Here is an 11,326-nt window from a genome sequence, read left to right as displayed (position 1 = left end):
TGGCCAGCGATTAACCGATCATTAACCCGCCCCAGCGGTCGCTGTGGTGGGCGCGAACGTTACTATCTTTACGGAGTCACGGCATAATCGCCGCTTAATCCGTCCGGGTTTCAATGGACATATTTGCACAGGTAACCCCATGCACGTACTGGTTTGCGAAGACGATGAGTTGATTGCCAGCGGCATCGTCGCCGGCCTTGCCGCCCAGGGCATGACCGTGGAGCATGTCGCCACGGCGGCCGCGGCGCGGGCGATGCTGCGTGCGGCGCAGTTCGACGTGATGGTGCTCGATCTCGGCCTGCCCGACGAGGACGGCCTGCGGCTGCTGACCCAGTTGCGCAGCAAGGGGCTGGAACTGCCGGTGCTGATCCTCACTGCCCGCGATTCGGTGACCGACCGGGTCGACGGACTGCAGGCCGGTGCCGACGACTACCTGCTCAAGCCGTTCGACCTGCGTGAACTGTTCGCCCGGCTGCAGACCCTGCTGCGCCGGGTCGCCGGGCGCAGCGTCAACCTCATCGAGCACGGCCCGCTCAGCTACGACCCGAGCAGCCGGGTGACCACATTGAATGGCCAGTCGGTGGACCTCTCGCGCCGCGAGCAGGCGCTGTTGCAGGCGCTGTTGCACAACCGTGGCCGCGTGCTGTCCAGCGAGCAGCTCAAGGACAGCGTCTATGGTTTCAGCGACGAGCTGGAAAGCAACGCTCTCAACGTGCATATCCATCATCTGCGCCGCAAGCTGGGCAACGGCATCGTCGAGACCGTACGCGGCCTGGGCTACCGCCTCGGGCCGGCGGGTGACGGAGAAGCATGATGAGCCTGCGGCTGCGCCTGAGCCTGACCATCGGTTCGGCGTTCATCCTGATCTGGGCCCTGGCCGCGACCTGGATGCTCAGCGACCTGCGCCACCAGATGATGTTTTCCCTCGACCAGCGCCTGGTGGCTTCGGCACGGATGGTGGCCGGGCTGATGGAGCAGTTGCCGATGATGTCGGGCAGGGGCGATGTCACGCATTTCAGCTCCGAGCAGCTCAATATCACCGGCGGCATGGCCTGCCAGGTCAGTTCCCTGCGGGGGGAAGTGCTGGCCCGCAGCCATAACAACCCCGAGCAGGCCCTGGAGGCCCACAGTGTCGGCTTCCATGACCAGATGATCGATGGCGCGCCATGGCGTACCTTCACCCTGGTACGGGGCGATATCCACATCACCACCGCCGACCGTCAGGTCGAGCGCGAGGCTCTGAACCTGTCGGTGCTGCTGGCGGCCTCGGTCCCGGTGGGTGTTGCGCTGCTGGTCTGCCTGTTCCTGCTCTGGCTGGGGCTCGGCCAGGGGCTGGCGCCGCTCAAGCGCATGCGCGACGCGCTGAAGCGACGCAGCCCGGATTCCCTCGAGCCGTTGCAGATCCATCCGTTGCCCAGCGAGTTGAAACCCCTGCTGGAAACCCAGAACCAGCTGTTGCAGCGCATCGGCAAGGCCATCGAGCGCGAACGCCGGCTGACCGGCGATGCCGCCCATGAGCTGCGCAGTCCGCTGACGGCGATCAAGACCCACCTGCAGGTGGCGCGCATGACCGAAGGCGCGGCCCGCGACCAATCCCTGGCCCATGCCGAGGCGGGGGCCGACCGCCTGCATCGGACCCTGGAACAGTTGCTGCTGCTGGCCCGGGTCGAAGGCAGCCTGTCGTTCGACGACGGCGTGCAATGCACCGCCGAACAGGTGGCGCGCCTGGCGATCCAGGATTCGGCCAACGGCGACCGGCAGCGTATCGAGTTGCACCTGCAGGAGCCTTGTTCCTCGGCACCGCTGGAAATGCCGTCGACCCTGTCGATTGCCGCCTTGCGCAACCTGCTGGACAACGCCCTGCGCCACACGCCGGGGGATGCGCCGGTGGAGTTGAACGTGGAAACCACCGGCAATCGCGTGCGCTTCCAGGTGCGCGACCATGGTCCGGGTATCGCCGAGGATGACCTGCAGCACCTGACCCAGCGCTTCTGGCGTAACGGCAAGAGCACCGGTTGTGGCCTGGGCCTGGCGATCGTCCAGGCGATCGTCCAGCGCTGCGGTTGCGTGCTGCATTTCGACAGCCGGCCGGACGGCCTGCGGGTCGAACTGACCATGCCCCTGCAGGCCACATAGTGGCCTGAAAAATCCTGTCACCGCGCCCGGCTCGCCCGGGCGTGGCCCGTGGCAGTATCGTCTGACGCCTGTCGCTCAACGGATTGAGGTCATGCGCCATGGACACTGCTATCGACATTCGCCCGGCCGTCGCCGCCGATGCCGGGATCATCAGCCGGATACTCCTGCGCTCGATCCGGATCGGCTGTTCGCTTGACCATCGCAACGAGCCCGCGCGGGTCGAGGCCTGGACCCGCAGCCGCGGTATCGGGCATGTGCGGCCCTGGCTGGCCGATCCACGCCTGTACCTGAACCTGGCCCATCTGCGGGGCAAGCCGGCGGGCGTGGGCATGGCGCGTGACGATGGGCGCATCCTGTTGTGCTACGTGCAGCCGGAATGGTTTCGGCGTGGCGTCGGACGGGCGCTGGTGGCCGGGCTCGAAGCCTGGCTGGCGACGACAGGGCATGGCACGGCATGGCTCAACAGCACCCTGACCGCCGAGGGTTTCTACCGGCAACTGGGGTATCGGCAGACGGAGCGGGCGTTCAGTGCCATGGGGCTGACCGCGATTCCCATGTGCAAGCCGCTGGTTTGAGGGGCCTGTTCGCGGATTTATTCGAGAACAGGCCAGCAGCAACCCGAGGCAGGATATCTCCCCCAGACGCTGCTTCGACCCACTCAAAAATCCCCCGGCAGGTGTAAATCCCTGCCTCGCTGGTGCGTTTCCAGAACATGCAATCCGCGCGCACGTGTCCGCGCGCGGATCAAGGTTTTGGCCACCCCACCCGCGTATTGAGGGATCGAGAGATGTCAGTCGCTACCAGCCTTATCGAAAAGCCGCCGGTCCATGCCGACCAGCCCACGGCGGAAACACTCTACCAGTTCGACGAATCGCCGCTGCTGGCCCGGCAGAGCCGCCAGGAGTCCAATGCGCGCAGCTACCCGCGGCGCATTCCCCTGGCACTCAAGCGGGCCAAGGGCCTGTATGTCGAGGATGTCGAAGGCCGTCGTTTCATCGATTGCCTGGCGGGTGCCGGCACCCTGGCGCTGGGGCACAACCATCCGGTGGTGATCGAGGCGATCCAGCAGGTGCTGGCCGATGAACTGCCCCTGCACACCCTCGACCTCACCACGCCGGTCAAGGACCAGTTCGTCCAGGACCTGTTCGGCCTGCTGCCCGAAGCCCTGGCCAGGGAAGCGAAGATCCAGTTCTGCGGTCCGACCGGTACCGATGCGGTGGAAGCCGCCCTCAAGCTGGTACGTACCGCCACCGGGCGCAGTACCGTGCTGTCGTTCCAGGGCGCCTACCACGGCATGAGCCAGGGCGCGCTGAGCCTGATGGGCAGCCTGGGCCCGAAGAAACCGCTGGGTGCGCTGCTGGGTAACGGTGTGCAGTTCCTGCCTTATCCGTACGACTACCGCTGTCCGTTCGGCCTCGGTGGTGCGGCCGGGGTCAAGGTCAACCTGCATTACCTGGAGAACCTGCTGAACGATCCCGAGGGTGGCGTGCAACTGCCGGCGGCGATCATCGTCGAAGCGGTGCAGGGCGAGGGTGGCATGATCCCGGCGGACCTCGACTGGCTGCGCGGCCTGCGTCGGATCACCGAGAAGGCCGGCGTGGCGCTGATCGTCGACGAGATCCAGAGCGGATTCGGACGTACCGGCAAGATGTTCGCCTTCGAACATGCCGGTATCGTTCCGGACGTGGTAGTGATGTCCAAGGCCATCGGCGGTAGCCTGCCGCTGGCGGTGATGGTCTACCGTGACTGGCTCGACACCTGGGCACCCGGTGCCCATGCCGGGACGTTCCGTGGCAACCAGATGGCCATGGCCGCAGGTTCCGCGGTGATGCGTTATCTCAAGGAGCATGATCTGCCGGCTCACGCGGCGGCCATGGGTGAGCGCCTGGGCGAGCATCTGCGCCTGTTGCAGCGCGATTTCCCGCACCTGGGGGATATTCGTGGACGCGGGCTGATGATGGGGGTCGAACTGGTCGATCCGGATGGCACCCCGGATGCCCAGGGGCACCCACCGGCCTTGCCGCGCCTGGCGCCGTTGCTTCAGCGTGAGTGCCTCAGGCGTGGCCTGATTCTCGAACTGGGCGGGCGGCATGGCGGGGTGGTGCGTTTCCTGCCGCCGCTGGTGATCACTGCCGCGCAGGTCGACGAAGTGGCCCGGATCTTCGGGCAGGCCCTGGAGGCCGCTCTGCTCCAGCTCTAATTTTTTACCGGGGCCGAACGTCTTCAACTACACGAGTGCCACGCAACTGGCGCGGCCTCAACCCACTCTCATGGAGAACCGCAATGACTTCAGTATTCGACCGCGATGACATCGTCTTTCAGGTGGTGGTCAACCACGAGGAGCAGTATTCGATCTGGCCGGACTACAAGGCGATCCCCAATGGCTGGCGAGCCGTGGGCAAGAGCGGCTTCAAGAAGGAGTGCCTGGCCTACATCGAGGAAGTCTGGACGGACATGCGGCCCTTGAGCCTGCGCCAGAAGATGGACGCCCAGGTGGCCTGATTGCCACCCTCGAAAAAGGAAAGGCACCGGTGAAGGTGCCTTTTTTGTTGGGTGCGTGAACTGGCCCATTCGCGGGCAAGCCCGGCTCCTACAGGTTTGTGTCGTACACAAAACTTACATACGCCACAAGTCTGTAGGAGCCGGGCTTGCCCGCGAATGGGCCCTGCCTCCCCCCAAAAAAAACTGACAGGCACCCACAGGCTAGATCGGCGCCAGGGTATCCAGCACCTGCCGGATCGAGTCTTCGAGCGCCGTCAGCGGGTCAACGCTTTCGGTTTCGAGCACCAGCAGGGTACTGCCGGCCCTGGCTATCGCCGCCTTCACCGTTTTCGGCGGCTGGCGGTGGTCCAGCACCAGCTTCACATCGGCATCCTTGAGGGTCTCGCTCAACTTCGCCAGTGCCTCGGGTGTCCACTGCTCGTCGCTGCGCGCATCGACCTGGATCAGCTCCAGGTTGAGCCCGCCCACCAGGTAGTTGAAGCGCTCGGAGAGGCTGAACACACTGAGGTTTTCGGCCTTGGCCAGGCGTGTCTCGCTGTCGGCGCTGAGCTTGAGCAGGCGCTGCTTGAAGGTCGCCAGGTTGCTCTCGATCCTTGGCTTGGCGGCGGGCGCCAGGCGCACCAGGTCGGCGGCGGTCACATCGGCCATGCGCCCCAGGTTGTTGCTCGACAGCCACGGCTGGCTGTTCAGACCGTCGGTGCCCTTGCCCGGCTGTACCGCGATGCCCGGCAGACCGCCGTCCACCGGACGTGCGGCGTCGACCTCGACAATGCGCACATTGCTGCGTCGGGCCATGATGTACAGCGGGTCGTCGGGCCATAGCGAGCGCAGGCCGATCACCGCGTCGGCCTGGTTGGCCAGCTTCTGCAGGGCCGGCGCGCCACGGCCGCTGAAGTAGGCGCTCTGGCGGCTGCCCGGCAGGTTGGCGTCGGCGGCACGCTGCAGCTCGACGCCACTGTCCTTGAGCAGGATCTCGCCCAGGCCATAGGTGACCGGCAGGCTGGCCAGAATGCGCACCGGCGGGTTTTCGCTACTGGCGTGCAGGGCTACCGTGCCCAGGCCGTGATTGGCGTTGATCGGCATCGGTGCCTGGCTGGAGAACGATACGCTGCTGTACAGGCCGCCCAGCAGCAGGGCCAGGGCGAGGGGGCGAAAATTCGGCATTTATCCAATATTCCCTTTGAGGCTGGGCACGGTGCCACGAGCGATCGCCGCCAGGGCGAAGGCGATACCGGCCATCAGGATGATCGCCGCGCCGGACGGCACGGGCAGGTCGAACAGGATCGGCAGCAGGATGCCGCTCAGGGTGCTGACGGTGGCGATCGCCACGGAAATCCAGAAGAAGCCCTTGAGCGATTGGCTGAGCAGGCGGGCGGCAGCGGCCGGAATCACCAGCAGGGCACCGACCAGGATCGCGCCGATGACCTTGACCGCGGCTACGGTGATCAGGGTCACCAGCACCACGAACAGGTAGTCGAGGGCCTTCACCGCGACGCCGCGCACCGCCGCCAGTTGCGGGTTGAAGCTGGCCAGCATGATGCGGTTGTACAGCGGCAGGCTCAGGCCCAGCACCAGCGCGCCGACCACCAGCAGCACCAGCAGGTCGTTGCCGTTGACCGTCAGCACCGAACCGAACAGCACGTTTTCCAGGATGTGCACGTTGATCTTGCCGGCCAGCACCAGCAGCAGGCTGGCGCCGAGGGCCAGGGACACCGAGAGGAACACTCCGATCAGCGTGTCCGGGGCCAGCCCGGTGCGGTTGCGCAGGTAGTTGAGCAACACGCCGAACAGCAGGCAGTAGCCGAACAGGCTGCCGTAGGGGCCGGTGTAGGGCTCGCCGAGCAGGATACCGATGGCCACACCGGTCAGCGCCGCGTGGCCCACCGACTCGGAGAAGAACGCGAAACGCTTGACCACCACCAGGGTGCCGAGGCCGCCCAGCACCGGGCCGATCAGCAGGCCGGCGAGCAGCGCGTTGATCACGAAACCGTAGGCCAGCGCGGCTGGCAGCAGGCCGTCGGTGGCCCAGCCCTGGATCATCAGGCGAAAGGCTTCATAGCTCATGGTCGGACACCCTCGCTGCGTGGATGGGTGGAGAACAGCGTCAGCAGGCGCTCCGGGGTCAGTGCCTCGGCAGGGGTGGCATCGAACAGGATGCGCCGGTTGAGGCCGGTGACCCGGTCGGCCAGGCGCTTGACCGCCTCCAGGTCGTGTTCGATCCACAGCACGGTGATGCCGGCGCGGCGCCAGTCACCGAGCAGGCGCTCGAACACCTGAATGCCGGCTTCGTCCAGCGCCGACATCGGCTCGTCGAGCACCAGCAGTTGTGGCGGCGGGATCAAGCCCTGGGCCAGCAGCACCCGCTGGCGCTCGCCACCGGACAGGGCGCCCATGCGCCGCTTGCGCTTGTCCTGCATGCCGACCTGCTCAAGTGCCTCGCCGATGGCCCCGGCGAAATGCCGGGACAGGCCAAGGAATGCCGGGCGACGCTGGCACATGGCAGCCATGAAGTCGTCGACGGTCATCGGCAGGCCGCGGTCGAATTCCAGGGCCTGGGGAACGTAGCCGATGGTGCCCGGTGCGCCTTGCCATTGCAGGCTCAGGCGACCCTGGTGCGGCATCTGCCCGAGCAGGGTCTTGATCAGCGAGCTCTTGCCGCCGCCGTTGGGGCCGACCAGGGCGTGCACGTGGCCGGGACGGACTAGGAAGCTGACGTTGTCGAGAATGGTGGTGCGGCCCAGGGTCAGGCCGATCGTGTCGAAGTCCAGGGTCGGCCCGCTGGCGACGCGCTCGATGCTCTCGGCGGCGGTCATGCGCCAGCCTCCTGGATCGCCCGGACCACGGTGTCGAGGTTGTTGCGCATTTCCTTCTCGTACTTGTCGGCGGTGTAGTCGCCATAGGAAATGTGCGACAGCGGGTAGAGCTTCACCCCGGACTCGCGCTGGATGGTCTCGACATAGGTGGACGGGAAGTCCAGTTCCGAGAAGATCACCTTCACATCCAGCTCGCGCAGTTGGTCGATGGTCTTCTTCAACTGGCTCGGGCTCGGCTCGATGCCATGGGCCGGCTCGACCACCGCGGTGACCTCCAGGCCGAACTCGCGCAGCAGGTAATCATAGGCCGCATGCACGGTGGCTACCCGCAGGTCGGCATTGGGCGCCTGGGTCAGCTTGGCCAGGGCGTCGGCGCGCAGCTGGCGCAGGCGCTTGCCGTAGGCGCGGGCGTTGGCGGTATAGAATTTGGCGTTGTCCGGATCGAGCTTGCCCAGCTCGCGGGCGATGTTGTTGACCTGGGCGATGGAGGCGCTGATGGACAGGAAGGTGTGCGGGTTGACCACCTTGCCGGCGCCGCGGGCGGCGATGCCGGTGGCGGCCAGCAACGGCACGTTCTCGTTGGCCTCGATCAGCGGGATCTGCGGTTTTTCACTGGCCTCGATCATGCGGTCGGCAAAGTCGTCGTGGCCGACTCCGTTGAGCACGATCACGTCCAGGGTACCGATACGCTTGATGTCCTCGGCCCGTGGCTCATAGGCATGGGGGTTGAAACCGGCTGGAATCAGCGGCACCACTTCGGCCTTGTCGCCGACGATGTTGGCGACGTAACTGTAGTAGGGATGCAGGGTGATGCCGATGCGCAGGCGCTTGGCGGTGTCGGCGTGGACCTGGAAGGTCGACAGGAGCGGTGCGAGCAGCAGGGCCAGGAGCAGGCGACGGCGGCTGAACAGGGCTGAAATGGACATGAGAGGACGATCTTCTCCGGGTTAACGGTCTTTGGAGCGGCTCAGTGCCGGTGCTGGCGGGTCACGCCGGCGTCGAATTGCGCGACCACCTGCTGCCAGCCGGCGGCGATCAGGGCGCTGTCGGTGAGGTCGCCGGGCGCGGCCGGGCCGTTGCCGCGGCTGAGCCAGATATCCGGCGCGGCGTTGGTGTCGTTGCCCACCCGCATCAGGAACGAGCCGGCCGTCGTCGTGACCTGGCTCAGGCCGAGGTAGGCATGCTGCTCCAGCAACTGCCAGGTGTGGCCGCCGCGGCTGACCGAACTGGCATCCTGGACGAAGGGCGCAAAACCTTCTTCGGCCAGTTGTGCGGGGGAGGGCAGTGCCTGCTGGTCCTGCTGCAACAGGCGGATCTCGTCGAGGGTGACCCGCAGGTCGGCGTAGATGCCCTGTTCGCCCGGCGTGAGGTCACGGCGGGCGTCCAGTTGATGGGGCGCGAGCGCGGCGACATCCGGTTTCTCGCCGTGCAGCGCCACCACGGAACCGGCGACCAGCAGCACGATCAGGCAGAACAGCAGCACATAGAGGGTTTCATGGCCGGCACCGGCGGGGCGCACGACCTGGGTGGTGGATGTACTCATGGGGTTTCGATGTCCGCCTTGTCCACTTCCACGACGTGGCCGGGGCCGGCGTCGAACAGCACGTAGAAGTCGCCATCGGGTTTCTTGAAGGTCCGCGTCGAGTCATCGCCCAGCTTGCCGGGCAGCAGCACGGTTTCGTCATAGCCGATCACGTCCAGGGTGACGCCAGCGGCGCCGCTGCCATCGGAAAAACCGCCCTTGCACTGGATCTGCTCGGCGTCGATCTGCTTGCACTCGCACATCGGGTTGTGGGCCCAGGCATTCAGGCTGAAAGCGGCGGCTGCCAGCAGTGCGCTACCGGCCAACGACTGGCGCAGGACGCGTGGGGAGAGGAAGCGAGGTCGTGGGCTCATGGGCGGGCACCTTGTTTTTTCAGCCAGGCAATGGTTTGTGGCGAAGCCTTGCTCAGGGGGACGGAGGCCTGGTGTACCGAGCCGTCCCAGCCTTCGAGGGTGACCCACAGCTCGGCGTCGTCGGCGGTGTTCTGCGGGATCGGCACGACGGCGCCCATGCGGTAGGGGGTGCCGAAGAAAATCACCCCGGCTGCCCGTAGGCTGCGGGGCTTGCCGACGCGCAGGTAGGTGGCCTTGACCTGCCCGACGCACTGGGCGCAGAGCGTGGCATTGAAACTCTTGAAGTAGCCGGCGGGACCATCGCGGCGCGGCGCTTCATCCCACAGCTCGGCCAGTTGCAGGCTCCAGGGCCCGGCCTGCAGCTCGTGGACGTGCTGGCCCAGTCCGGTGTCGCCACGAAACAGCGCCGCGTCCGAGAAGTAGCGCGGCATGAAGCCCAGCGGGATCAGCACCAGCAGAATGTTCAGGTGAAAGCGCCACTTGTGCCAGAGGCGGTTCAGGGGCGAGATCGGATGTGCTGCTTCAGCCTTGCTCACAGGTTGACCTCCGGAGTTTCGGTGCCGAGGGCGCTACGGGGCCTGGCCTTTTCGGCCCGTTCGGCCTTGTTGCCGCGTTTGAGGGCATTGAGCGTGGCCAGGGCGGTACGCTTGCTCCAGATCAGCAGGCCGCTGAGCACCATCATGCTCAGCAGCAGGCCGAAGAAGAACCAGATCAGCTTGACCCACAACCCGCCGAAGTCACCGGTGTGCAGCGGGCGCATCGACTCGGTGACGAACTCCAGGCCCGTACGGTCCGACAGCAGGCGCGACTGCTCGATCTTGCCGGTGTAGGGGTTCAGTTCCAGGGTCTGGTACATCAGCGGGTACCAGCTGCGGCCGCCGACCTCGAAGGCACTGTAGGCATTGCCCGGCAGGCTGATGAAACTGGCGTCCAGCCCGGGAACCCGCTCCTGGGCGATACGCAGGGCCTCGTCGGCACCGAGCCGGGGTGCCGGTCTGCCATCGGGCATCAGTGGCGCACTGTCGTGGGAGATGATGGCCGGGATGGGCCGGGTGGCGATGCTGATCTGGTTGTCGGCGAGAATGGCCTGGATCAGGAACCAGGTGCCGGTGATGGAGATTACCGCGATGAACCAGATCGACCAGATACCGCTCAACCGATGGAAGTCACCCCAGAAGATCCGGGCCCCATGGTTGAAGCGCAGGGTCGGCTTGAAAAAGCCTTTCCAGAAGCGTTTGTACACCACCAGGCCGGTGATCAACGAAGCCAGCATCGGTATCCCCAGCAGCGACACCAGGTACCAGCCCCAGCTGTAGCCGTCGGTGAACGGCACCAGCCACCAGCCGTGCAGGGCGCGGGTGAAGTTCTTGAAGTTGAACGGCGGGCTGATGCCCTGGATCACCCCGGTATAGGGGTTGACGTAGACCGTCACCGAACGTCCGTCCGGGTAGCCGATATCGGCCAGCAGGGCGAAGTGGCTTTCGTCCGGGCGCTGGATCGACTGCACGATCAACTCGGGCTCATTCTTCTTGATGGCGGCCAGTACCTGGTCGTAACTGAGCAAGGGCGCGTCATCGCTAGGCTTGCTGGCGCGGATATCCGGGTTGGCCAGCCAGACGATCTCCTGGCTGACCACGGCCAGGGTGCCGGTGACGCAGACGATCAGGACAAAGAACCAGATGGGTAGCGCCAGCCAGCTATGGACCAGGAACCAGATTTTCGAACGTGACTTCTTGGACATGGAAAGCGGATTCTCGACATCGGAGGAGGGTGCGGGGCCTGAGAGGGAGCCGCGCACCCGAAAAAACCGGTCGTGGCTTTTGCCTACGCGAACGGCTGCATCTTGATGAGACGAATGAGCGGGCAAAAAACGCAGGGCTATATGAAAGTAAATGTTTCAGCGGCCGACAGCCGGCGTCCGGTACCGGCTAATTTTCCCCCTCGACCATCCGTTCCCTCCTGTGAAACCCGCTGTATCC

The 11,326-nt window shown here is 65.6% G+C and carries 13 protein-coding genes; 5 read left to right on the top strand and 8 right to left on the bottom strand.

The window, feature by feature from the left end; genetic code table 11:
• The first annotated feature begins 139 nt into the window (after positions 1 to 139).
• The 5 genes from ACMGT0_RS22490 to ACMGT0_RS22470 all read left to right on the top strand — a co-directional run bounded on the left by ACMGT0_RS22490 (position 140) and on the right by ACMGT0_RS22470 (position 4,638).
• The gene (locus ACMGT0_RS22490) at positions 140 to 814 is read left to right on the top strand and encodes a response regulator transcription factor (protein ID WP_054060514.1); all 675 of its coding nucleotides are present in this window, start codon (positions 140 to 142) and stop codon (positions 812 to 814) included.
• Positions 811 to 2,136, top strand: a complete 1,326-nt coding sequence (locus ACMGT0_RS22485; protein ID WP_192842781.1) for a sensor histidine kinase — start codon at positions 811 to 813, stop codon at positions 2,134 to 2,136. The genes ACMGT0_RS22490 and ACMGT0_RS22485 overlap by 4 nt, the downstream gene beginning before the upstream one ends.
• 98 nt (positions 2,137 to 2,234) lie before the next feature.
• On the top strand, positions 2,235 to 2,711 hold the full coding sequence (locus tag ACMGT0_RS22480; RefSeq protein WP_054060512.1) for a GNAT family N-acetyltransferase: 477 nt from the start codon (positions 2,235 to 2,237) through the stop codon (positions 2,709 to 2,711).
• A gap of 212 nt (positions 2,712 to 2,923) precedes the next feature.
• Complete coding sequence (locus ACMGT0_RS22475) at positions 2,924 to 4,336, top strand: aspartate aminotransferase family protein (RefSeq protein ID WP_054060511.1); 1,413 nt, start codon at positions 2,924 to 2,926, stop codon at positions 4,334 to 4,336.
• 83 nt (positions 4,337 to 4,419) lie between these two features.
• Positions 4,420 to 4,638 carry an MbtH family protein gene (locus tag ACMGT0_RS22470; RefSeq protein ID WP_017905458.1) on the top strand — a complete coding sequence of 73 codons (219 nt, stop codon included), beginning with the start codon at positions 4,420 to 4,422 and terminating at the stop codon, positions 4,636 to 4,638.
• A 201-nt stretch (positions 4,639 to 4,839) separates the two neighbouring features.
• Here ACMGT0_RS22470 and ACMGT0_RS22465 read toward each other — a convergent pair whose 3' ends face one another.
• Genes ACMGT0_RS22465 through ACMGT0_RS22430 form a run of 8 tightly spaced genes read right to left on the bottom strand, consistent with a single transcriptional unit; the run spans position 4,840 to position 11,088 of the window.
• Positions 4,840 to 5,802, bottom strand: coding sequence for a metal ABC transporter substrate-binding protein (locus tag ACMGT0_RS22465; RefSeq protein ID WP_054060510.1), 963 nt, complete (start codon positions 5,800 to 5,802; stop codon positions 4,840 to 4,842).
• Positions 5,803 to 6,702, bottom strand: a complete 900-nt coding sequence (locus ACMGT0_RS22460) for a metal ABC transporter permease (protein ID WP_054060509.1) — start codon at positions 6,700 to 6,702, stop codon at positions 5,803 to 5,805. It lies immediately after the preceding gene.
• A complete protein-coding gene (locus tag ACMGT0_RS22455) occupies positions 6,699 to 7,451 on the bottom strand; it encodes a metal ABC transporter ATP-binding protein (protein WP_416769847.1) in 753 nt (250 codons plus the stop codon). Before ACMGT0_RS22455 ends, ACMGT0_RS22460 begins: the two co-directional genes overlap by 4 nt.
• A complete protein-coding gene (locus ACMGT0_RS22450; protein WP_054060507.1) occupies positions 7,448 to 8,377 on the bottom strand; it encodes a metal ABC transporter substrate-binding protein in 930 nt (309 codons plus the stop codon). The genes ACMGT0_RS22455 and ACMGT0_RS22450 overlap by 4 nt, the downstream gene beginning before the upstream one ends.
• 41 nt (positions 8,378 to 8,418) lie before the next feature.
• Positions 8,419 to 8,994 (bottom strand): DUF6162 family protein, encoded by a 576-nt coding sequence (locus tag ACMGT0_RS22445; protein WP_054060506.1) that lies wholly within the window; start codon positions 8,992 to 8,994, stop codon positions 8,419 to 8,421.
• Positions 8,991 to 9,347, bottom strand: coding sequence for a hypothetical protein (locus ACMGT0_RS22440; protein WP_054060505.1), 357 nt, complete (start codon positions 9,345 to 9,347; stop codon positions 8,991 to 8,993). The genes ACMGT0_RS22445 and ACMGT0_RS22440 overlap by 4 nt, the downstream gene beginning before the upstream one ends.
• Entirely contained in the window at positions 9,344 to 9,883 is a 540-nt protein-coding gene (locus ACMGT0_RS22435; protein WP_054060504.1) for a hypothetical protein, read from the bottom strand. The genes ACMGT0_RS22440 and ACMGT0_RS22435 overlap by 4 nt, the downstream gene beginning before the upstream one ends.
• On the bottom strand, positions 9,880 to 11,088 hold the full coding sequence (locus tag ACMGT0_RS22430) for a PepSY-associated TM helix domain-containing protein (protein WP_416769844.1): 1,209 nt from the start codon (positions 11,086 to 11,088) through the stop codon (positions 9,880 to 9,882). The genes ACMGT0_RS22435 and ACMGT0_RS22430 overlap by 4 nt, the downstream gene beginning before the upstream one ends.
• Between the last annotated feature and the right edge of the window lie 238 nt (positions 11,089 to 11,326).

The sequence above is a fragment of the Pseudomonas sp. RHF3.3-3 genome, assembly GCF_048069595.1.
In the GTDB taxonomy this organism is placed as follows: Bacteria; Pseudomonadota; Gammaproteobacteria; order Pseudomonadales; family Pseudomonadaceae; genus Aquipseudomonas; species Aquipseudomonas fuscovaginae_B.
Note: the sequence above shows the minus strand (reverse complement) of the source record. Positions and strands in the feature narration are given on the sequence as shown.

Bases quoted from the DNA above. Each gene is read 5' to 3' on its own strand.
- ACMGT0_RS22490 (WP_054060514.1), top strand. From the start codon at position 140: ATGCACGTACTGGTTTGCGAAGACGATGAGTTGATTGCCAGCGGCATC.
- ACMGT0_RS22485 (WP_192842781.1), top strand. From the start codon at position 811: ATGATGAGCCTGCGGCTGCGCCTGAGCCTGACCATCGGTTCGGCGTTC.
- ACMGT0_RS22480 (WP_054060512.1), top strand. From the start codon at position 2,235: ATGGACACTGCTATCGACATTCGCCCGGCCGTCGCCGCCGATGCCGGG.
- ACMGT0_RS22475 (WP_054060511.1), top strand. From the start codon at position 2,924: ATGTCAGTCGCTACCAGCCTTATCGAAAAGCCGCCGGTCCATGCCGAC.
- ACMGT0_RS22470 (WP_017905458.1), top strand. From the start codon at position 4,420: ATGACTTCAGTATTCGACCGCGATGACATCGTCTTTCAGGTGGTGGTC.
- ACMGT0_RS22465 (WP_054060510.1), bottom strand. From the start codon at position 5,802: ATGCCGAATTTTCGCCCCCTCGCCCTGGCCCTGCTGCTGGGCGGCCTG.
- ACMGT0_RS22460 (WP_054060509.1), bottom strand. From the start codon at position 6,702: ATGAGCTATGAAGCCTTTCGCCTGATGATCCAGGGCTGGGCCACCGAC.
- ACMGT0_RS22455 (WP_416769847.1), bottom strand. From the start codon at position 7,451: ATGACCGCCGCCGAGAGCATCGAGCGCGTCGCCAGCGGGCCGACCCTG.
- ACMGT0_RS22450 (WP_054060507.1), bottom strand. From the start codon at position 8,377: ATGTCCATTTCAGCCCTGTTCAGCCGCCGTCGCCTGCTCCTGGCCCTG.
- ACMGT0_RS22445 (WP_054060506.1), bottom strand. From the start codon at position 8,994: ATGAGTACATCCACCACCCAGGTCGTGCGCCCCGCCGGTGCCGGCCAT.
- ACMGT0_RS22440 (WP_054060505.1), bottom strand. From the start codon at position 9,347: ATGAGCCCACGACCTCGCTTCCTCTCCCCACGCGTCCTGCGCCAGTCG.
- ACMGT0_RS22430 (WP_416769844.1), bottom strand. From the start codon at position 11,088: ATGTCCAAGAAGTCACGTTCGAAAATCTGGTTCCTGGTCCATAGCTGG.